We start from the raw sequence: 22000 nt of genomic DNA on the forward strand, positions 1-22000 counted from the left end.
CTTCTCATCGTCAATCAATACGTGTATTCGCTGACACTCTCGTCTCCTACCCAGGACGTCGGGGCCGCCGGCTTCTGGCCGTTCATTATCGTTCGGTCGCGTTTGATGGCAGCGAGAGCTGCCCAGCAGAGGAATCGGTGAATGGGTTTCGCCACAGCTTTCTTGATGTCTGCGGCCGATTACCAGAGTCGTACGGCAGACATTCGACGCACCGCTCCGACCAGATTGCCATTCAATCTGCAAAAAACCATTCCAAGGAAACCAGAACGGTTGCATTCCTATACCGTCACTGCTAATCATCCGCAGAGGTTGTAGGGCATGTCGAAGAAGCGACTCTCCAATTTTTTTGTGCACGACCGCGCGGGCGAGACGAGGAATTTCTGAACGGAACGTCGGGAGGAGGTGCGCTGGTTGAATGTGTGGCGACTCGCGAACTTCTAAGGTGACTGTCCGGACGAGAGATATCCGTCAGCTATCGGCAGTATCCTGACTACTTTGCGTTCGAGACAGAAGGCAATGTTTGAGATCCCTCAGGCCTATGGCGAAGCTATCGCTGATGCTACTAGCATCGACAGCCTACTCGAGCTGCTTCTAGCCTCCACTGAGCGCTTCGGAGTGACCGGCGTCTTTATCGCTGACCTGCCGAGCCGAATGGAAATCCTCGAGCCTCATATCCAGCTACGTGGCTGGAATGATGCCTGGATCAGATATTATAATGAGAGAAATTATGTCCATATAGACCCGATTGCCCAACTGCTTCGGGAAAGAGCGACGCCGTACGTCTGGAGCGAGGAGTGTGCGGTTCAGCCGCTCACCGCAAAACAACGAAAGCTCATGGACGAAGCAAGGGACGCAGGACTGATTGACGGCTTCACGGTCCCGATCCACGGTCCGCAAATGCGCACAACCTGCGTATCGTTTGCGACGGGCGCCAAGCCGCTGCAGCGAAGCGATCGGCACAATCTTCATTTCATGGCGTTACTCAGTCATCAGCGTGTCGACCAAATGATACACGCGAAAAGACCTGCAACGGCGAAAGAGGAGCGAGCGTGCGTGCTCGCGCCGCGCGAACTGGAATGCCTACATTGGGCGATGCACGGCCTGAAATCCAAGGAAATCGCCTTTGAGGCTCGTCTTTCCAAGCGAACCGTCGATCAATATCTTCGCAACGCGATGTCGAAGCTTCGCGCCGGCAGCCGAACAGAGGCCGTCCGCATCGCGATATTGAACGGTTCGCTAAAGCCAGTATGAAGTAAATACTGTACTAGAACGGCATCGCCAATACTTCTGCAAAATGATCGGTTGGTCTCCCTACCCGAGGAGACCATGATGATATTTGCGTTCTACGAGGATTCAAAACTGGCGACCCCCAGCCTTATGGATGAAATCTACGATCTTAGATATAGGATCTTCGTGGAAGCGCTTGCGTGGTCAAGCCTTGTCAAGCCGGACCGGCGCGATCGGGACCAGTTTGATGGTGATGATGCGCTGCATGTAGTTGATATCCACGACGGACGGGTGATGGCGTACTCGCGGCTTCTTCCGACGACCAGGCCGCATCTCCTGTCGCACGTGTATCCGGAGCTGGTGCGGGGGCGATCATATCCGAAGGCGCCGGACATCTTCGAATGGACCCGTCTTTGCGCCAGGTCCGAGATCGGAAACGGTGACGTTCTAGCCTCGCGTCGACTGATGGTCGCCATAGCAGAGATATGCCAGTACCTCGGCATCACGGGTCTTATCGCGCAATCCAAGCCGGGTTGGGTACGGCGGCTGAACCGGCTTGGATGGAATGCGCAACCACTCGCCGATCCCGTGGTCTTTGATGGGCGACCGACCCTTGCGTTGGAGGCGAGAGTCTCTGACCGTACGGTATCTACATCGCGCAAATGCTTGGGAATCGACACTGACATCTTAGACCAACCATCCCTCCGAGACCTCGCCGCTTCCAAAGCAAAACGTCACATCTGCGCAGGAGCGCTGCGCAGGACCGGGGTACTTCACGCGCAACGAGAGATTGTACCCGAGCCGTTAGATCTATGCTCCTTGCAGGTGGACGGCGCCAACCGCACCTACAGCGCGGCGACCCCGGTGACCTAACCAGACCTCTCATTCCGGGCCCAAGTTGCCTTCTGGCTGTTGGCTACAGCGAGCCGCCCGCAAGCACCTGCAGGCGGTAAGCCCCGCCCAAGGACGAGAGCTCGGCAGTTCGAGTGCCGATCAGCAGTTTGCGGTCCGCCGCGCCAAGAGCGTGCCGAGCCAGCGTTCGCGCTGACAGCTGTGCGATCGACGATCGTCACCGCGGAATGGCTGGGAGCATTTGCCGATACTTCGCTCTCGGGCGACAGGAAGCGCGGGCTGACTGCGATTGTCGCACCGGACGGCAAGCCGGGCGCGATCGTCTCGGACAAAGTACCGAGCTCACCCGCAGCGTCATGATGAACCGGATGCAGAGATCCGCGACGAGTTCTTGAACGAAACGCTGTTCTTCGACCTTGCGGTCCGGCTCGCTGACAACAACAACCTGCAACCGCATTCATCCAGCACAGCAATTCGCCCAGCCGCTATTGCGGAACGCACATCAAGAGCCGCATTGCTAACCGGCGACCCACCTCGCGGGATACGACCTCTCACGCCGACTTTCGACAGAAGTATACCCCCGTGAGAACCAATCCAACTGCAGCAAAAATGCTCATCGAAAGCTGCTCTCCCAGAAAGATCACGGCTATCAAGAGTGATACGATCGGCTGTCCGAACTGCAGAGGCGCAATCGCCGAGACGCCTCCCTTGTCCAGAGCCCAGAACCATGCGGCGAATCCGATCAAGGTGCAAAAGACCGCAAGAAAGAACAGGGCCCCTCCTCCTACGACCGTCACCCCGGAGATCGCCTCCAGGACAGAGGGCAACAGCGGCGTCACAAGAGCAGCACCGAAGATGATCGACCATGCCGTCGCTCCGAACAGGCCAATTCGCGCAGATGCGCGAGCGCCTGCAACATATCCAATGCTGACCGTAATGGTGCCGATGAGAACGATGACGTCGCCCACCATTGTTCCACTGCCGAAGACATCGCCGTTCGAACGAGCGCCGATCAGAAACGTCTCACCACACAATGCCATCGCACTTCCGATCAGCCAAAGAGTGCGGGGAAATGTCCGGGACAGCACATGCTGGATGATGGATGTAAACACCGGAGCGCAAGCCAAGATGAGAGCCGCGTGCGAAGTCGACGTTCGCGAGAAGCCCAGACCCTGCAGAAAGAACGAACCACCGAACCCGATCATACCGTTGATCGCGACGGCAATCCAACCTCCCCTATCGGTCGGAAGCGGCGGCCGAAGCAGGAGAACCATTGGTAGGAGGAAGACCGCGGCCAGGAGAAGTCTGGACGGCCCGATCAACGATGAGGGCATGTCATGGGCGACCAGTACCGTCGCGGCCGGAGTCGTTCCCCAAAACATGACTGCGATCAGCCCCGAAACATAGGGACTTGATCGACTGGACCCTGAGTCAACCGGCGGCAACGGCGCGCCCGAGGAATCGGCTTCCGTATCACCCGATTTGACCAAAGATGCTTCCTCGACCGCCATGTGACTGCCCTGTCAGCCCTACGGAATAAATCTCATGAGAGTCGCGCCTTCACGCTGCAAGGCCAACTCATCGCCAGCCAGCGTGATCGACTCGCCTTCGTTCCAAAGCGGCGTCAGGTTTCCGTAAAAGCGCGAGAAGATATGGCCAGATTGGCCGGTCGCGATCATGAAGCGGGACCGATCCGGATCGCCGAGATCATATAGGGCTCTAAATGTCGGAACGTGTTTCCGCTCGAACGGGCGATCATGGTGCGGCTGCAGAGCACCTCCGCTGTTGAGCGTATACAGGTCCCCGCCACTTCCGACGCCAAGCTCGCTCAATGACCTGAAGATCGGTATCCGCGAGTAGAAGACGTGCGAAAGCGTCGAGATGTGCTCGTCTCCCCACCGCCATTTCGTCAGGTCAGATCCGCGGCGCCTCGAGAGCATCGCCATAGCTTCTTCGAGAGCCCGCGTCAGACATGCACGACATTCCAGATCCGTCTCTTCGCCCGAAGCGCACCATTTGGGATGCTCCAGGATAAGCTTCCTGAGGAGCGAAGCCGCACATGGCCCGACATACTCAAGCTTCACCTTCGCCTTGTCATCGATCAGCATTCGTCGGAGCGCCTGCATCCACCCGTTGAAAATGAGCGGTTCTGCCCAGTCCTTGTGCATCGTGCCGTCCCACTTCGAGAGCAGCGCGAGGGCTTGCCGTCCCAGTGGACTGGACGGGGTTGCTCGAAGCAAAATCGGCAGAAGATCCTGAGCGGCGAGAGATAGAATGTCGGCCTGCATTTGGGCAGATGTTTCCAGCGAGTGCAATCTGATGTTGTCGAAAAACTGCTGGACTCTTTGTGTCCGATACGGCTCTTCCCAATCGCATCCCATAAAGACATCGTGCCCACACCAGGCCGGTCGACCATTCGCATTATGGATATAGCCACAGGCCGGATTGAACGAGTGCGGCATCTGCTCGAACGGAACGTAGCCTGACCAGTCTGCATCACCCGTTGATCCCGCCGCGGGATGCAGGCCATATTCCGACTTGCGCACTGGGACCCGCCCTAGACTCATGACACCGATATTGCCGGCGACGTCGGCGTAGAACATGTTCTGCGCAGGCGTTTCGTACAGCCGCAAACTATCCTTGAACTCCTCCCAATTCCGCGCCCGATTGAGCTTCAGAAACGCCTCGGCAGTGCGGTCACAATCTCCGAGCCCGCTGAAGGATAGCGCGATGACGCCATCGCTGCCCGCCAGCGCGGCAAGACGCGGGACAGCATCGGATAGCACCGGGCCATGCCGCGACTTGCGGATGGCGAATTTGACGTCGGGCCGACCTCGGACTCGGATCGTCTCTTCATGCCTGTCAAATGCGTGAGAGCCAGCCTGCGCAAGATATTTGGTCGGATCCGCCGGATCCAGAGTTTCCACGAACAGATCCTGAACGTCGGACATCGCCGCCGTGGTTCCCCAGGCGAAGCTCTCGTTCTGTCCAAGCAGGATCATCGGTACGCCTGGTACTCCGGCTCCTTTCACCCATCCTTCGGGGGTGACGATCCGGCATAAAAACCAGAGCACTGGCGACGACACGTCAAGATGCGGATCGTTCGCGAGGAGCGGGTGGCCGCTGGTGGTTCGCTCGCCGGCGACGACCCAAGCATTTGAAGCGCCATTGGCCAATCCGAGCAGCGCTCCCATCTTGTCTGAAAAGTCGGATTGTCCGCGCGAGCCACCAGACCCACCCGACGCCGATGGTCCAGTCTTGCCCCGCATGGGATCGGGATAGAACGGGCCGGCATCGACCGTTCCGATTCTGCTGGTCAACTCGGCTCGATTCAGCTCGGCGAGATAGTTCCGGCTCATTTGCCAAGCCATGAGCTTGCCCCACACGATTGAATCAATGGGAGACCATGGCTCCGGCCGGAATCTCAACCAGACCATCTCAAACGGCAGTTTGCTTCGGTGCGTCGACAAGAATGCATTGACGCCGTCCGCATAGGCCGAAAGCGTGGATTGAGTTTCCGGCGCAAGCGCGGCAAAGCTGGTCTTGGCCAGCTGGTAGAGACCTAGAACACGAATGATTTTGTCTGTGTCGACGAAATCCGCCCCGAAGATTTCGGAAAGTCGCCCTTGTCCAGCACGTCGGTGAATTTCCATCTGAAACAGGCGCTCGCTTGCGTGCAGGTAACCCAGGCACCGCGCGGCATCCTGAAAATTCTCCGAGAAGATATGGGGAACGCCATGCTTGTCGTGATAAATCCTGACCTCGTTCCCCAACCCGGCAAGCCTGCGTTCACCCGATCGCCTTGGCATCGCGCGCACGAAGATCGTCGCGACCAGCGCCAGCCCGAAAAGAAAACACGGCCCAACAACGCATAGCGTCCCTGTCACCACCACGGCCGTGAAAGCAGGCATCGAAAATGAGTTGTTCAGCACGAACATCAGTTCGAGACGGCCGCCAAGCGCCACGTCGCCTCCACGTTCTTCTCTGACGGGGCGACATCGAGGCGAAGGCTCGGATCTCCCATCAGCAGGATCGGCTCATCGCCCAGGCACTCCTCGCGGACCAATCGGACTGATTGTCCGATGGCATAGCCAACCTTGAGAAATTCTGAAATGGCCGCTACGGCAGCTCGGCATATCCTGGCGGGCACGATGAGCAAATGATACGGGCCAATCGCGACGACGGTCATTTCTGGTCCACCGGCGAGGCTCCACAAACCTGGGCCGAGCCCACGACCGCACTCGCCTGTCGGCGCCTCGTACGACGCAAGACCCGCCGGATGGACCGCGATCGCGACTTGTGTTGGTCCAATGAAGTTCAGATACGAGCCGAGCAACGTCGACGAGAGAGCCGGCAGGTCCGCGGCGCTCAGGAGCCCGATAGCGCATCGGCGTTGCGCTGCCGATAAAACCGCCTTCGGCAGCGCCCGATCAGCCGGTCCGATAATGGCAGTCACGCTCGATACGGACGGTGGGCAGAGAGAGGGCAGTTCCCCCCAATCGTTCAACTCGACCAGACGCTTGCAGGTCAGGACAGCGTATAGTCGCGCGAAGACCAACGCCTCCGAGTCGACAAGAACCGCCACCAGGGTCTTGGACGAAAACCGAGCATTCAGATGCGCGAACCGACTGCTCGCGGTGATGGTCGTGCGATCCGGGCAGGCAGGGCGAGTGGGAGATGCTGTTGAAGTTGCCGAAAAGAATTCATCGTCATCTGACCGCACCTCGACTGTCCTCAGATGACGCGTAAACGCCTCATCGTGCGGCAGGTCGATCACCCGGTCGGGACGAGCCAGATACGGCAGATGCCCAGGGATCAGATCCTTTTCGAGAAGGGCCTCGAAAGTCGCCCCGAATGCCGACGCGGTGTCACACCGATGAAACACGGTGTCGAACACCCATGTCAGATCGCTCTCGGTCCACGGTTCAAAATGAGCCGCCGCGCGTTCTGAAAGACTCTCCTCCGCCGCTGCATTGACACCAATGTCGTAGCGCATCGGTGTCCAGTCGCAGACAAATCCTGGCTTCTTGAACTTTCCTCCGATGGGAACGCACCCCATCGCCTGATACATCATCAGATTTGCGTCGGACGAATCCGCCCTGATTGACCTGATCCCATTTCGCTTCATGAGCAGAATAATGGCTCCGAACAACAGCCGCAGATGCGCTTTCCGGCGGTATTGCGCCGCGAGGCATAGGTAGCTGACATAGTACTCCTGCCAATCTCGGATGTAGGCAAGACGAACAGCACCTATCAAACGGTTGCCCGCAAGCAAAACGACATTCTTCGAATACCAATCGAAAATGACGTCGTGATAGGATCGCTCCTGAATCCCAAGCTCATCGCAGAACACCTCGCCCCGCAGAGACCTAAGCGCGGCAAAATCGTCGGGGCGTCCGAAGCGCAGCTTGATATCATTCGTGACGTCGGCCTCGTCCGTCATGACGGAACCCCTGTCGGAAACACCTTGTCGATGTCGACGGAGCCATATTTCTTGTCCGCTACCGCGTCACCGCCGCAGCTTCCGCGCCGCATATCAACCCATGGAAGTGTTGGAAGTTCGCCCCCGCTTCGCTCTACGTAGCCGTAGTGCTTGTAAGACGTGTAGACGCGAAGAAAGTAGATCCAGAATGACGGAACGTTACAAATGAATTTGAACAGACCTATGCGCCGGATCTGCTCGAGTGGCGGTCTCTGGACCTTGAGCAGCATCTTCCCATAGAGATGGCAGAACTCCTTGATATCGAGCCTTGTGGGGAGCACGGCGTGCTGAAAATCGTAGTACGTCGGATTCTTGTAAATGAGCGCGTCTTCGTTCTTGGCGTAGTCTGTCGTCCCCGGCATCGGCGTCGCGACAGTGATGTTCGGGATATCGACTTTTCGGCTGCGGATGTAGCTCGTCAAGTTTTCGAACTGTTCTCTTTTGTAGTCGACACCGACGATGAACAGGCCTTCGATCAAGACATCATTCTTCTTGAGAATCTCGATGGCCCTGTCGTTGTGCGCCACGGAGCTGCCCTTTTCCATGGCACCGAGCTCGGAATCGGAATAGCTCTCCAGACCCATCCGAAGGCGCTTGAGCCCAACCCGCGACCACAGCGCGACCAGGCTCGGGTCTCTGACAATCGCGTCCGCCCGACTGTAGAACAAGTACTCCTTCTTGATGCCCGCCCGAAGGATCGCTTCACCAATGGCGTGCGCCCGGCGCCCGTCCCCGAAGAAGTGGTCGTCTGTAAATATGACATACGGCTCCTCGATCGTCTTGAGATACTCGACGATGTATTCCGGGCTCCACGTTAGATACTTTCCGAGGTTCGGCCGCCACAAATTGCAGAACGAGCATCTTGCGGGACATCCCATGGACGTCCTCAGGGCAGCAACCGGCTTCCACCAGAGGTGATAGTATCTGCCCTTATATTTGCCGAGGATGCTTCGGTCCGGGAGGGGGAGGCTGTCGAGATCGAAGGACTTCGGAACGACCGCCTTGCCGTTCGAGAAGAATTTGCCGTTGTCCTGCCAGGCAACGCCTGCCAGATCAGCTACGTTACGCTCGCTTTCCCGGCAGCGCAGGATCAGATCCCGGAAAGAGAGATAAGCCTCTCCCATCATGACGTAGTCAATGTTGGGGTCCGCAAAGTCGGACGGACTTAGGCTAGCATGATGCCCCCCTACCGCAACGATGATCGAAGGGTCGATCTGCTTGACCAGCGCCGCCTGCATCCGCACGAGGTCGACATGCATCGTCCAAGACGTGAATCCGACGAAGTTCGGACGCAGGCGCCTTATCGTCTCGAGCAGGGCCAACGGGCGGCGATCAAGGCGCTGATCCAGCAGAGAAATGTCCACCTCATCCTTGTCCAGCATGGACGCCAGCACTTCGTACTGGATGGGTTCAACAATATAGATCCGGTCGTCTGCCAGATGAATTGGATGATAGTGCTGCGTTACGAACAGGATCTTGTACTTGGAATGCGTCATGTATCCGCCCTCGTCATGCCTGATGCCGCATCGTCACGACGCGCGGTGCGTCCGCCTTTACTCCGCCGGAACCGACCGCTGATTCGTCATGTCTTTCGGATTGACCGCGTCGTCCGTCATGCCAACGATCGGAGATCGCGCGGCCCGTTCATCGTACGGAAGCTCGAGAGACGCCCAGACATCAGAGAGAGCGGCGACCAGCAGGTCGATGTGCACGTCTCGATGGGCCGGTGTCGGAGTCAGACGAAGCCGCTCCGTGCCCTTGCTCACAGTCGGATAATTTATAGGCTGAACATATATCCCGTGTCGTTCCAACAGCATCTGGCTCGCGGCGGTACATTTCTGCGCGTCGCCTACCACGACCGGGATGATATGCGATTCATTGGCCATGACCGGCAGGCGCGCGGCCTGAAGCGCACGCCGGACCCTGCGCGTCACCGCTTGCTGTTGGTCGCGTTCGGCCTTGGACCGGCGCAGATGCCGTACCGCCGCCGTTGCGCTCGCGGCGACGTGTGGCGGTATCGTCGACGTGAAGATGAACGACGGCGCATAGCTTCGGATTGAATCGACGATCGATGCATTTGCGGCGACATAGCCGCCAAGCGATCCGAACCCTTTGGCGAGCGTACCTTGAATGACGTCGATCCGATCTGCGAGGCCGTCTCGATCGCAAATGCCCCCACCTTGAGGTCCATACAGCCCCACGGCATGAACTTCGTCGATGTAGGTCATGGCACCGTACCGTTCAGCGAGAGCAGCGATCCCGCCGATGGGCGCAATACTGCCGCTCATCGAATAGAGACTTTCAAATACGATGAGTTTTGCGCGATTGCGGGGCTCCGTGGCAAGCAGCTGCTCAAGATGCCTCACGTCGTTATGACGCCAGATCTTCTTCTCGCATCTCGAGCGGCTGATACCCTCAATGATCGAGTTATGGTTGTCCGCGTCTGAAAATATCACGCAGTCCGGCAACAGAGTCCCGATGGTGGAGATTGCTGCGAAGTTCGATACCCAGCCTGACGTGAAGACGAGCGCCGCCTCCTTTCCATGCAGACTGGCCAGCTCCTGCTCCAACTCTACGATTTTTTGGTGCGTGCCGGAGATGTTCCTTGTTCCTCCCGCGCCCGTGCCAAAGCTCCGGGACGCTTCCGTGGACGCTTCGATCACATCCGGATGCAGGCCCATGCAGAGATAGTCATTGGAGCACCAGACGGTGACGGGCTGTGGTGCTCGTGTCTCGCCCGGCGGTCGCCAGAGCGCAGTCGGCGCAGTCTCGGGATTGCGCACCAGAGTGGCAAATGTCCGATATCGCCTTTCCTCACGAAGAGCGTCGATCGCCCGGACAAATATGCCTTCATAATTCATCATCGCTGATTCCACTCTATTGAGCGAACACATCGTCGGTGAAGTCGAGGTGGCTTGAGAGAGAGCTCCGAGCGGCGGTGGATGACACGGTGATTAGCAGGCAAGCAGCGCCGCGGCGAACGGCACCGGCGATGAACGCCGAACAGGCGGCGTGACGTAGGGAGGATGTCCGTCGGAGACGCACTCCTTAACTTTGTGACACGATACTGAACGTCAGGGAGCCGCGTCGAACATTCGCAATATCGCGCCGCATCCTGCTTGGCTCTCGCTCACCGACGCCATCCTTTGTGATTTGTCGCCTTCAACGCGAAGCAGAGCGAGCCCAATGCCCTGTCGTCCATAGCTACCGACGACCACCGCGGGCGGCCATATCCGAAAAATACGGTATCGATACTTCCATGGCCCACAGGCACCGTACAGAACGACGGAGGCAGTCGCGACGCGCGCGATGCATAGCCGCACGTCCTCGGGCGGGGGGATCCGCCCTGGCTCTTTCAGCAGCGAACTTGAGGTTGCAATGAATCTGTCAGCAAACTGCACGCCCACAGACACCGAGCTGCGCCTAGCCAGTCACATTGGCGGCCTGTCGCAAGCCGCCATCGATCAGCTGTCACAAACGTTCAGGAGCAATCACGTCGCTGTCATCGATCAGCTTCTTCCGAAGGATATGGTCGAAGCGCTCACCAGCGAAGCCAATATCCTGCTCGACCGGGAGTCGAAGCGGCGAAAGCTGACCATCAAGGAAAGCGGCAACACACCAAGAGCCTACAGCAGCGTCGGGCGTGACGCTATTTGTCAACATGACGGGATTATTCCGGCCATCTTCAATAGCGACGCGGTTCTCTCCTTCCTCCGGAAGCTCGCCGGTGAGAACATTGAACGGGTTCCTTACCGACCCGAGGAGTATATCATCAACAGCCAGTGCGAGCCTGGCGACACCCATGGATGGCATTGGGACGATTATGCCTATGCCCTCATTTTTGTCATTGAGGCTCCAGATCCGCTCCTCGGGGGACGCGTCGAGTACCTCTCGAACGTCGAATGGCAGAAAGGCTCGACTGAGCCATACCTCCGGCGGATCCTGCAAGACAACGTCGTTCGGTCTCTCTACGTCAACAGCGGACATTGCTATTTTATGAAGGCGAATACGACACTGCATCGTGTGGCGCCCCTGACGGGATCTACCAAGAGAACCGTTGTGGTCCTGACGTTTGCGTCGCCGGAAGACATGGTGTCGGATTCCATAACGCACAACTCGATGGAAGACATCTATCCAGATGATACCAGGTCTGATGACGCAACAGTCGAGACGGCTAACGTCGAATGACGGTCGGCGTCGAAGTTGCCGGGCTTGGAACCGCTGCGTGCCTGGCGATCAGTAGCCTCATTGCCGCTGACGTCAGTCGCACCACAGGTGTTTTCGAGTTCACGAAGACGCGAATGATCTTCGCGTCTTTTTTCATGCTACCGGTGCTGTTCATCGCCGATGTTCCGCTTCGCGTGAGTGTCGCGGACGCGCTGACGCTCGCGGCATCGAGCCTCATTGGAATTGTGGTCGGCGACCTGTCTCTCATTGCCGCCATCAGCAAAATAGGGCCGAAGAAGACCAGCATCATATTCTCGTCCAACGTCGTTATCGGCGCCGTGCTGGAGGCTGCCATCTATCACAAGAGGACCACGATAGAGGCGGGAGTTGGTATTCTTCTTGTAATGACTGGGGCGTTGATTGTCATTGCCTTCAGAGGAGGCGCCGGCGCTCCCCTGAATGGACATCTCAACGCCGAACGTCAGAACACGGGCGTCGCATTGGCGGTTCTTGCAGCCGGATGCCAGGCGATCGGCACGCTGATCTCGACTCCCGTCGTAACGGCGGGAACGTCGCCCATCATGGCGACGACAATACGGTTCTGCGCAGCGTCCCTATTGTTTGTCATCATGGGCCGGACCCGCAGCGACGACATCAGGACAGACGCCAGCTCAGCTACCGTTTACGCCAAGATCGTTGTGAGTGCGCTCGTTGGAATGTGCGGCGGCCTGACGCTTCTTATGCTGGCGATCACGAGCGGAAAAATCGCAATATCGATGACATACGCGTCCTCGACGCCGCTGGTGCTCCTGCTTCTGCTCTGGCTTACGCGGGGTGAGAGACCGAATGCAAGTTCGCTCCTGGGCGCAATCACGGCAGTGGCGGGCACCGCTTTACTCATCTTCGAAGGGGCACACCAGCGATGAACGCCTTGCTCGACTATTCGGCTGTTGAGATCGTGTCCCTGCTTAGACGCGGTGACGTGACTCCGCATGATTGCCTTGATGCCGTGGAACAGCGCGTCGGCGAGGTCAACTCGACCGTCAACGCCCTGCCGACGCTCTGCTTCGATAGGGCGCATGATCGTGCATCAAAATTGATGCAGAAGCCTCGCGACGAGCGCGGCCAACTGTCTGGCCTGCCGCTGGTCATCAAGGACCTTCAGAAAGTGTCCGGGGTTCGATCGACGGCCGGATCTCTCATATATAGCGATCATGTTCCAGCCTTCACTGATGCGGTCGTCCAGCACATCGAGGATGAAGGGGGACTTGTATTTGGAAAATCCAACGTCCCTGAACTCGGCGTTGGATTCAATTCTCTGAATCCGGTCTTTGACCCATGTTTGAACCCGTGGAACGTCAAATATTCGCCGGGGGGATCATCTTCCGGTTCGGCTGCTGCTCTGGCGTTGAATATGACGTGGCTTGCTCATGGCTCTGACATGGGGGGATCCTTGCGCATTCCCGCGAGCTTTTGTGGCGTTGTTGGGATGAGGCCGTCGCCGGGGCGGGTCGCGATGGCTAACCGCGCATCCGTTGATCAGACGCTAGCCGTCCAAGGCCCCATGGCACGAAACGTGGTCGATCTTGCAATGTTCCTTGACGCCATGTCGGGCGAGACCCACAGGGATCTGCTTTCCAAACCACGTCCATTGCGGTCGTTTGCCAGCGCGGCTGAAGTCCAGAAGTTGCCGAAGCGAGTCGCCTTCTCTGCTGATCTGAACATCGGCCCTGTGGACCCCGAAGTCGCTTGCATCGTGCAAAATGCCGCGGCGCGACTTCAGGCCAATGGCGTCGTCGTGGATCAGGCGTCTCCGAATCTAGATGGTGTCCAGCGATGTTTTCGAGTGATGCGTGCTTACGTATTGGCGTGCAGCCTTGGTAGCGTCCTGAGGAAGCAGGGTACGCTGGTGAGATCAACCGATATCAGGGAGAACGTGACCGAGGGGCTGCAGCTGACGATCGACCAGATGCTTGAAGCCGAACAGGCGCGGGTTCGCATCGTGCAGCATGTGGCTGATTTCTTCGAAACATATGATCTCTTGATATGTCCGTCGACAATCGTGCCGGCTCATCCGATCGATCAGCCGACCGTAGTTGAATGTGCAGGCCATGTATTCGATGGCTATTTCGACTGGACAGCGTTGACCTACGTTGCGGCCGTGGCCGGTCTTCCTGCGTTGTCGCTGCCTTGCGGTATGACGCGGTCGGGTCTTCCAGTAGGACTGCAGGTGATCGGGCCGACAAATGGCGACCACGACGTCATTTCCTGTGCGGCCGCCCTGGAGGACATGCTGTCGTTTCACCAACTCGCTCCTGTTCGTGGAAGGTCGGAGGCAATGGCCTTGTCCGAGAACATCCAGAAGCTGGCGTAGCGGGTCGCAGCGACGAGGACGCCCGCTTCGAGACGAAGGAGATGATATGTCATTGCGTGACGCACTGCAGCCAGGCACTCTCGATCAAGCGATACGCATCCGCAGGGCGCTGCATTCGATTCCGGAGTTAGGGTACAAGGAGCTCAAGACGTCGGCGATGGTTGTGGAGTGTCTGCAAGCGCTCGGTGCCGACGAGATACAGACCGGGATCGGCGGAACCGGTGTGGTCGGCATCATTCGCGGCATCAAAGGGACCGGCACCAGAAAGTATGTGGGGTTGAGGGCAGAGTTGGACGGCCTGGAATTGACGGAGCAGACGGGTCTTGCTTGGCAGTCGCAGAACAGCGGCTGCATGCATGCGTGTGGTCACGACGGCCACATGGCCATTCTGCTCGCCACCGCACGAGAGCTTTCAGCGAACCGTGAGTTTTCCGGAACCGTATGTTGCATCTTCCAGCCCGCTGAGGAGGGGGGAGCGGGTGCAAAAGCGATGATCGAAGATGGATTGCTTGAGAGATTCCCGCTCAGCTCGATCTATGCAATTCATAATGCGCCATGGCTTCCAATCGGAAAGATCGCCATCAATAGCGGGGCGGTGATGGCCGCGGCGGACCGAATCGAAATCTCCGTCCTTGGAGCGGGTGGCCATGGCGGAATTCCCCACCAGACGAGGGATCCGATCGTTGCCACCGCAAACATCATTTCGATGCTGCAAAACGTCGTATCGCGCTATGTGGATCCCGCGGAGGCTGCCGTCATATCTATCGGAGGCATTCACGGCGGAAGCCCTCTCAAGGGCAGCATGATTCCCGATCGGGTCGACTGTGTCGGCACGGTTCGTACATATTGTACGGACGTTCAATCGACTATTGAGAAGAAGATCCGAGATATCGTGGACCACGTCTGCGATGCCCATGATTTGACGGGATTGGTGACCTACAAGAAGCTCTATCCAGCCACGATCAATCATGCGGACCGCGCTGCTCTCGTGACCGGCGTTGCAGACAGCTTGCTTGATCAAGACGACATCCTGAGCAACGTTCGTCCGAGCATGGCCGGAGAGGACTTTTCCTTCTTTCTACAAAAGGTCCCGGGAGCATATTGCTTGATTGGTCAGGGGGCGGACGGTGCTGCCAGCCTGCACAGCCCCTCATATGATTTCGACGATCGCAATATCGAGCGTGCCGCGCTGCTGTTGAAGCGCATAGCCCTTAGGGAACTGGCGTCCACTTGATGCTCCTCAAATAGGCCGCCTGCGGCCGCCGCGCAGAAGAGCGAATACCGCGCAACGACCAAGACAATGACAGAGTCCAACATCGGCACCAAAGTGCAGGCAGATGCCTGTGGGACATTCAGCAGGTTGCTAAAGGTCGCGCTGCATGAATATGCTCAGCGGGTCGATGCCGTAACCGCCGAACGGCGGAATTTCGAAGAAGCCGTTCTTTCGATACAATGCTATCGCGGAATGCTGCAAGTATCCGGTTTCCAAACGAATACAAGATAGCCCTGCCCCTCGCGAGGCCTGCAGGATCGTATCCAGCAGATCTTGCGCGACCCCCAGCCCCCTATAGGCAGGATCTACATACATGCGTTTCAACTCACCATAGTCAGGTGACAAGACGAGGGCCGTGCAGCCAATCACCCTGTCGTTGATCTGAGCGACGAAGAAAAGAGTATCGTCCTTCGCCAACTCATTCACATCGATCAAGTGGTTGCTTTCTTGCGGGTAAAGCGACGCATAATATTCGTCTGCGTCTCTGAGCATACGGACGACATCTGCGTGAAAGGGATTTCCCTTCGCGATCTCGACGCCTCCACCCTGCTTGTTCATCTCCAGCAACTCCATTGCACCTACATCGACGTATGACGATGATATCTTTCATGTCGTAACAAGGATAGCGAACTACGCCGAAAAAGATAGAACGGGCACGAAGAATCTAGGCTCTGTTACCAAGATCTCGCCGAGCCAAGGCGGACGTCTCTCTCGTCATCGCTCAAGCCCCGGCTCATCACCCGTGAGGCCATAGCCGCTTGCATCTGCGCTTCCCTCAACGTCTTCGATCAGATGGTGCAGGCAGGAAGTATGCCGAAGCCCGCACTCATTGGCGCTCGCCGAAGAGCATGGAACGTCGGAGAGCTTGATTGTGCCAATGATCGGCTGCCTTCGGATGACAGTGATTCTGACGACGAGACGTGGAGTGATGCCGATGCCAAAATCGAAAGGGCATCCCCGATCCAAAGGCTTCTGTAGCGCGCGTCGGCTCGGTTGATTGGCTTTTCCGCGAATATGCGCAGACAAAGGCATGTCTCGAAAAGGTCTCGAAGCGCTCGCGACCCGGCTACGAGCACAGCATGCAAGCCATCTGCGACGTGCGCAACAAAGGAGGCGAGCGCATCGGGTGCTTGCCGATCAAGAGTATCACCCCGCGTGCCGCTGATAAGCTCTACGAAACGTTCATCAGGATGACGCGGGCGAGAGCACACTCTTTCGGCGCGGCGAGAAATTCGTTGGCCTGTGCCGCAAGGCATGGCGCGTGGTTCATCGGCTGTACCCGGCCGAATTCGCCAGGGATATCCCGAATCCTTGGCCCGGAGTAACGCCGGCTACGCCAAGCGCACGGCTCCGCGCGTCCTTGCGGCAACACGCAAACGACGAGCTCACGTTTTGGCGAACACAACGCAAACAGAGTTTCGGAATGCGGCGTCTGGCGAGTTTCAGAACAACAAGATCGTAAAAATGTAAGATACCGACTGGGCTCCGGAAATCTGGCTGGGGCGGGAGGGATCGAACCTCCGAATGGCGGAATCAAAATCCGCTGCCTTACCGCTTGGCTACGCCCCATCAGGCCCGGCGGATCGGCATGGCGCGCGGGCGCCATGCGATTCCGGATCGGCGCCCGTGGTCTACAGAGCGCGCCGGCCCATTTCAACCGCTGCGCCGCAGGAAATTTGCGCGGGCTCCGGGTGATCCGCCGCGCTCGCCGATTCGTCAATCTGAACAAGCCTTTACCCTGTCCCGCCGGGTCCGCCGCGGCCGCCCGCCGCAACGGCTTGCGAAAAAGTTGAGACCCGGCCGGTTTCATGGGATGACGGCGGCCAAACCGGCCAATTTCGACCCCCGAGGACACGCCATGACCTATCGCGCCCCGCTCAACGACATGCTGCTCGCCCTCAACCATGGCGCCGGGCTGAAGGCGGCGGTCGAGGCCGGCCATTACGGCGATTTCGACCCCGACATCACCGCCGCCGTGCTCGAGGAAGCCGGCAAGTTCGCCACCGACGTGCTCGCCCCGCTCAACCAGATCGGCGACAGGAACGGCGTCAAGCTCGCCGACAAGAAGGTCACCACCGCGCCGGGCTGGCCGGATGCCTACAAGCGCTGGACCGAGGCCGGCTGGAACGCGGTGTCCGGCCCCGAGGCGCATGGCGGCCAGGGCCTGCCGCTCGCCATCAACGCCGCCTGCACCGAGATCTGGAGCGCGGCCAACGTCGCCTTCGGCCTGTGCCCGCTGCTGACCTTGTCGGCCATCGAGGCGCTCGACGCCCATGGCAGCAAGGAGCTGAAGGACATCTATCTCGGCAAGCTGATCTCCGGCGAATGGACCGGCACGATGCAACTGACCGAGCCGCAGGCCGGCTCCGACGTCGGCGCCTTGCGTACCCGCGCCGAGCGGGCCGCGGACGGCAGCTACCGCATCACCGGAGCCAAGATCTTCATCACCTATGGCGACCACGACATGACCGACAACATCGTGCATTTCGTGCTCGCGCGGCTGCCGGACGCGCCGGCCGGCACCAAGGGCATCTCGCTGTTCCTGATCCCGAAATTCCTCGTCAATGCCGACGGCTCGCTCGGCGCCCGCAACGACATCTACGCCACCGGCGTCGAGCACAAGCTCGGCATGCACGCCTCGCCGACCTGCACCATGACGATGGGCGACAATGGCGGCGCCATCGGCTATCTCATCGGCGAAGAAAACGCCGGCATGCGCTGCATGTTCACGATGATGAACCAGGCGCGGCTCGGAGTCGGCCTCGAAGGCGTCGGCGTCGCCGATCGCGCCTATCAGCAGGCGCTCGCCTACGCGCAGGACCGCCGCCAAGGCCGCGCCGTCGGCAGCAAAGGCACCGGCTCGGACGCGATCATCGCCCATCCCGACGTCAAGCGCATGCTGATGCAGATGCGCGTCCTGACCGCCGCGTCGCGCTCGATCTGCTACGCGACCGCCGTGGCGCTCGACGTCGCCGTGCGCGCCAAGGATCCCGCCGTGCGCGCCGAGGCGGCCGCGCGCGGCGCGCTGCTGACGCCGATCGCCAAGGCGTTCTCCACCGACATCGGCAACGAGGTCGCCTATCTCGGCGTGCAGATCCATGGCGGCATGGGCTTCATCGAGGAGACCGGCGCCGCGCAGCACTATCGCGACGCGCGCATCACCGCGATCTACGAGGGCACCAACGGCATCCAGGCGATCGACCTCGTCACCCGCAAACTGGGTGCGAACGGCGGCGCCTCGGTGTTCAAGCTGCTCGACGAGCTCACCGACATCGTCCGCCGCGTCGAGGCCTCCAACGATCCGGCGTTCGGCACGACAGGCGCCAAGCTGCGCGACGCGCTCGGCGCGCTCGACCGCTCCAGCCGCTGGCTGTTGGAGAAGCTGGCGACAGCCCCGAACGACGCGCTTGCCGGCGCCACGCCGTACTTGCGCCTGTTCGGTTCGGCGCTCGGCGGCTGCATGCTGGCCAACGAGGCGCTCGCCGCGCGCAGCGAGAGCGAGACCGTCGGCGCCCGTCACGTGGCGCTGGCACGGTTCTTCGCCGAGACGTTTGCCGTGCAGGCGCCGTCCCTGGAAAAGACCGTCACCGACGGCGCCGATGCGGTGCTCGGCGCCGAGGCCGTGCTGGTGGCGTGAGTTCGACTCGGTCGTGACAGCGCAGCTTTGACGTCCTTACATCATGGCTGATCACCGGGCTCCCACCCTCCCCTGGAGGGAGAGGGTCGCCTCACGAGGAGCGCAGCGAAACGTGAGGCGGGGTGGGGTGATGTCTCCACACGCACCCGTGCCGGTGGAGACATCACCCCACCCCGCTCGCCCGCTTCGCGCGCGATCGACCCTCCCCCTCCAGGGGAGGGTGAGCACCGGCCATGTAGCATCGTGTGATCCACAATCTCAAACAGCATGTCACGATCAGCTCGGAGCGTAGCTCGGCATGAGCATCCGCGCTCTCGCGACGCGCTCCGCGCCCGAGCTATGAGCTAAATTCCCGCCCTCACCGAGTGGAGGGCGCGAGGAAGGCCGGACCTCGGCTGAGGCCCGTGGCCCGCCTGCAGAAAAAAAGCAGGCGGCAGTCACCACAGGTACAGCCGGACAGACCCGGCCTTCCCCGCGCGATGGTTTTAACGGTCTATAGCGCGCTCTTCCTGGTGCACCGGGCTTTCTGGCCACCATGTCGCGCAATGCGCTCTCGCGCATTACGCTTGATACTAGCGTCGGAGTATCAGAACCACACGCCTTCACCGTCCGCGAGCAGCCGTTCGTCCGTGCCAACAGCACTGCGCCCGCCCGCGTCCACCGCATCCCGCTGCCAACGTCCGTGACGACCGCGAAGCGTCCCCTACCGTGCAACGGGATGGGCGTACCATAATGCTGATTTGGGGAAACGACAAAGCGATTTATGTTTTTCAGCAAACCTTGACACGATCATTTCGGGTCAACGTGATTTGCCCGACAGGCGCGCGCGCCCGCCGAGGCTCCCAATTCAGACCTCGGAGCCGGAAAGGCTCGATGCACCCTGCGGCTCTCCCGCTCATGCTTGACTTTCTCCGCGCGGTACGGACAGTTCCGGCCACCGCTCCCGTCGCGATCGTGATCACGGAATTCGCGCCGCTTCGCGAAGGGATTGGTGAGCCTCTGCATAGTTCATCGTTTTTGATCATGCCCGTTCGGAGAAGACATATGAAATCGCTCGTTGCCCCACTATTTGCCGTCGCCCTCCTGCTGTCATCTGCGCCGGCGTCGGCGGTCGTCCTCGATCTGTCGACCATGAGCTGCAAGCAGTTCGTCGAAAGCGGCGACGACACCATCAAGATGGTGCTGATCTGGCTGGACGGCTGGTACAAGGGCGATCAGGACGAAGCGCTGTTCGACACCGAGGAGTTCATCGCGAACGCCAAGAAGTTCGGCGCGTACTGCGCCGAGCATCCGACGGTCAGCATCGTGACGGCGGCCGAGAAGATCCTCGGCAAGTAACCGGCGACGCGCACCATCCGTGTCGCGTAGGGCGGGTTGGTGTTAGTGTGACCCGCCTTTCCACCGCGCCGCCAAGGGCGGATGACGCTCCGCTCATCCGCCCTCCTCCGTTGTCTCAAATGCCGAGCCATTCCAGTCCGCCCGGCAGCTCATCCGCGGCAAAATCGACTTGCAGCACGCGGCGATGGCCGGGCTGCACGGATAGTTCCGAGGCGTGCAGGATCGGTGTTGCATACAGCCAGATGTCGCCCGGCTCGGCGTGGCACGCGACGGTGCCGCACCGCGCGACGACGATCGGCACATCGGCTTCCGGGATGCGGCCGAGGCAGTGTGAGCCTGGCGCAATCAGGAGCGGGGCGTTGCCGTCGGGCACGGCGTCGAGGTGGACACGCAAGGTGACCATCCGCGCCAGCACCTCGTAAGGCGGCGCGACGTGCTGCAGGCCGCCCTTGGTGGTCCAGGGACCGAAACCCGAGAGCTCGATGCGCTCGCGCACGACGATGGTCCGGTCCTGATGCCACGGGACCGCCCAATTCATCTGCGGCGTCTTGTCGAAATAGACGGCGCGCACCGGGCGCGCGGCATCGCCGAGAACGGCGGCGGCGGCGCGGCCGACCGGACCGTCATTGGCGAGCAACGGCGTCAGCGCGGCAACACCGTGCAGCCGGGTGCCGGCCTGCGCCGGTGCGTGGCGGGACAGCGCGGCGGCGAGAGCGTGCAAAGCGGACGCATCGAGTGCCGTCGTGACGTGCAGCGCGCCGGCGTCGGTGAACTGCGATTTCTGCTGGGAAGAGAGCGCGAAGGTCATGCGCGCAGGAGACTAGAGTGCGCCGCGGGAGCTTGGCAATCGCTCTTCTTTCCCGCCGCCGAGTTCGCAATCCATGCCCACGATGGACATGAGATGCGAGCGCGATGGGGCCACCGGCGTCAAACTTCGGTCTTGGTCCGGCATCAGGACGGCGGCGTCCGGACATAATCAGACGCAACTGGCGCCGCCAGTTTCGGGCGGCAGTTGCGTTGAAGAAGCGGGCCGAACGCCCACCGCGCGGCCCGGCTTCCTTCTTCACGCGAGAGTCCCATGTCGATCAGCTCTGTCACAACGCCCGTCGCGGCCACCGCGTCCCAGGCAAGCACCGCCACGCAATCCACCTCGTCCACGTCTCAGACGTCGTCGTCATCGGCCACCAGCTCCGCCAGCGCCACGTCTGAAAGTTCTTCCGGCAGCGGCGGCTCATCGTCGGGCAAGACCGTGGTCAGCGAGGTCTCGATCACCCTCGACGGGATCACCACGACGACGATCACATATTCCGACGGCTCGACCGAGGTGACCAAGACTGCCGCTGCCTCGAACGGAAGCGGCAACAACGCGCAGACCTACAATGCGCAGGGCGCGACCAATGGCGCAGCCGGCAGCACGGCTGCGTCGAGCCAAGGCGTGACGGCCTGAGGCTCGTTCGGAATCCCCGCGCCGTCCTACGAGCTGCGCCGAGCGATGGCGTGGCGCCGATCGCGAGCGTCGCATCCGAACGCGCCGGTTCCGAATGAGGAACTGGACGAGCATTGCAACAGCAAAACGCGCTGCGACGCACGCGTCGCGGTGACGCCGTGAAGCAACAGTCCGCGCGCGATGTCATGCGCGGCCCATTGTTA

18 protein-coding genes and 1 tRNA gene are annotated in these 22000 nt (G+C 60.0%); 9 read left to right on the top strand and 10 right to left on the bottom strand.

Going from position 1 to position 22000, the window contains the following annotated elements:
- The first annotated feature begins 516 nt into the window (after positions 1-516).
- Together ACQR1E_RS21260 and ACQR1E_RS21265 are read left to right on the top strand one after the other, a co-directional pair.
- Complete coding sequence (locus ACQR1E_RS21260; protein WP_315715569.1) at positions 517-1251, top strand: LuxR family transcriptional regulator; 735 nt, start codon at positions 517-519, stop codon at positions 1249-1251.
- Between the two features lie 78 nt (positions 1252-1329).
- On the top strand, positions 1330-2100 hold the full coding sequence (locus ACQR1E_RS21265; protein ID WP_316170679.1) for an acyl-homoserine-lactone synthase: 771 nt from the start codon (positions 1330-1332) through the stop codon (positions 2098-2100).
- Positions 2101-2630: 530 nt separating this feature from the next.
- Here ACQR1E_RS21265 and ACQR1E_RS21270 read toward each other — a convergent pair.
- From ACQR1E_RS21270 to hemA, 5 genes are read right to left on the bottom strand one after another with little or no spacing between them, the layout of a single operon-like run.
- Positions 2631-3590 carry a DMT family transporter gene (locus ACQR1E_RS21270; protein WP_315752036.1) on the bottom strand — a complete coding sequence of 320 codons (960 nt, stop codon included), beginning with the start codon at positions 3588-3590 and terminating at the stop codon, positions 2631-2633.
- 18 nt (positions 3591-3608) lie between these two features.
- A complete protein-coding gene (locus ACQR1E_RS21275; protein WP_315828103.1) occupies positions 3609-6044 on the bottom strand; it encodes a penicillin acylase family protein in 2436 nt (811 codons plus the stop codon).
- Positions 6017-7522, bottom strand: a complete 1506-nt coding sequence (locus tag ACQR1E_RS21280) for a hypothetical protein (RefSeq protein WP_315828102.1) — start codon at positions 7520-7522, stop codon at positions 6017-6019. Before ACQR1E_RS21280 ends, ACQR1E_RS21275 begins: the two co-directional genes overlap by 28 nt.
- Positions 7519-9057 (bottom strand): B12-binding domain-containing radical SAM protein, encoded by a 1539-nt coding sequence (locus ACQR1E_RS21285; RefSeq protein ID WP_315828101.1) that lies wholly within the window; start codon positions 9055-9057, stop codon positions 7519-7521. The genes ACQR1E_RS21280 and ACQR1E_RS21285 overlap by 4 nt, the downstream gene beginning before the upstream one ends.
- A 57-nt stretch (positions 9058-9114) precedes the next feature.
- Positions 9115-10422, bottom strand: coding sequence for a 5-aminolevulinate synthase (gene hemA, locus ACQR1E_RS21290; RefSeq protein WP_315828127.1), 1308 nt, complete (start codon positions 10420-10422; stop codon positions 9115-9117).
- A 517-nt stretch (positions 10423-10939) separates the two neighbouring features.
- Between hemA and ACQR1E_RS21295 the strand changes: the two genes are divergently transcribed.
- Genes ACQR1E_RS21295 through ACQR1E_RS21310 form a run of 4 tightly spaced genes read left to right on the top strand, consistent with a single transcriptional unit; the run spans position 10940 to position 15336 of the window.
- The gene (locus ACQR1E_RS21295) at positions 10940-11749 is read left to right on the top strand and encodes a HalD/BesD family halogenase (RefSeq protein WP_315828100.1); all 810 of its coding nucleotides are present in this window, start codon (positions 10940-10942) and stop codon (positions 11747-11749) included.
- The gene (locus ACQR1E_RS21300; RefSeq protein ID WP_315828099.1) at positions 11746-12654 is read left to right on the top strand and encodes a DMT family transporter; all 909 of its coding nucleotides are present in this window, start codon (positions 11746-11748) and stop codon (positions 12652-12654) included. The genes ACQR1E_RS21295 and ACQR1E_RS21300 overlap by 4 nt, the downstream gene beginning before the upstream one ends.
- Positions 12651-14102: an amidase gene (locus tag ACQR1E_RS21305; protein WP_434897528.1), complete on the top strand. Its 1452-nt coding sequence runs from the start codon at positions 12651-12653 to the stop codon at positions 14100-14102. The genes ACQR1E_RS21300 and ACQR1E_RS21305 overlap by 4 nt, the downstream gene beginning before the upstream one ends.
- Positions 14103-14148: 46 nt before the next feature.
- Positions 14149-15336, top strand: coding sequence for an amidohydrolase (locus tag ACQR1E_RS21310; protein ID WP_315715560.1), 1188 nt, complete (start codon positions 14149-14151; stop codon positions 15334-15336).
- Positions 15337-15465: 129 nt separating this feature from the next.
- Here the strand turns inward: ACQR1E_RS21310 and ACQR1E_RS21315 are convergent, their stop codons facing one another.
- A complete protein-coding gene (locus tag ACQR1E_RS21315) occupies positions 15466-15933 on the bottom strand; it encodes a GNAT family N-acetyltransferase (protein WP_316195879.1) in 468 nt (155 codons plus the stop codon).
- Between the two features lie 936 nt (positions 15934-16869).
- Positions 16870-16944 (bottom strand) — tRNA-Gln (locus tag ACQR1E_RS21320).
- A 289-nt stretch (positions 16945-17233) separates the two neighbouring features.
- Here ACQR1E_RS21320 and ACQR1E_RS21325 point away from each other — a divergent pair.
- Both ACQR1E_RS21325 and ACQR1E_RS21330 read left to right on the top strand, forming a co-directional pair.
- Positions 17234-19012 carry an acyl-CoA dehydrogenase gene (locus ACQR1E_RS21325; RefSeq protein ID WP_315828096.1) on the top strand — a complete coding sequence of 593 codons (1779 nt, stop codon included), beginning with the start codon at positions 17234-17236 and terminating at the stop codon, positions 19010-19012.
- Positions 19013-20056: 1044 nt separating this feature from the next.
- Complete coding sequence (locus ACQR1E_RS21330; RefSeq protein ID WP_315715557.1) at positions 20057-20350, top strand: HdeA/HdeB family chaperone; 294 nt, start codon at positions 20057-20059, stop codon at positions 20348-20350.
- Between the two features lie 115 nt (positions 20351-20465).
- On the opposite strand, the gene ACQR1E_RS21335 is transcribed toward ACQR1E_RS21330, so the two are convergent.
- The 3 genes from ACQR1E_RS21335 to ACQR1E_RS21345 form a co-directional block, all read right to left on the bottom strand.
- Complete coding sequence (locus tag ACQR1E_RS21335; RefSeq protein WP_315715556.1) at positions 20466-21158, bottom strand: phytanoyl-CoA dioxygenase family protein; 693 nt, start codon at positions 21156-21158, stop codon at positions 20466-20468.
- A 143-nt stretch (positions 21159-21301) separates the two neighbouring features.
- A complete protein-coding gene (locus tag ACQR1E_RS21340; protein WP_316185994.1) occupies positions 21302-21508 on the bottom strand; it encodes a hypothetical protein in 207 nt (68 codons plus the stop codon).
- Between the two features lie 3 nt (positions 21509-21511).
- Positions 21512-21682 (bottom strand): hypothetical protein, encoded by a 171-nt coding sequence (locus tag ACQR1E_RS21345; protein ID WP_316185993.1) that lies wholly within the window; start codon positions 21680-21682, stop codon positions 21512-21514.
- Between ACQR1E_RS21345 and ACQR1E_RS21350 the strand changes: the two genes are divergently transcribed.
- The gene (locus tag ACQR1E_RS21350; RefSeq protein WP_316185992.1) at positions 21675-21797 is read left to right on the top strand and encodes a hypothetical protein; all 123 of its coding nucleotides are present in this window, start codon (positions 21675-21677) and stop codon (positions 21795-21797) included. The two genes, ACQR1E_RS21345 and ACQR1E_RS21350, sit on opposite strands and share 8 nt — an antisense overlap.
- The last annotated feature ends 203 nt before the right edge of the window (positions 21798-22000 follow it).

The organism is Bradyrhizobium sp. HKCCYLRH1030, assembly GCF_051168395.1.
In the GTDB taxonomy this organism is placed as follows: Bacteria; Pseudomonadota; Alphaproteobacteria; order Rhizobiales; family Xanthobacteraceae; genus Bradyrhizobium.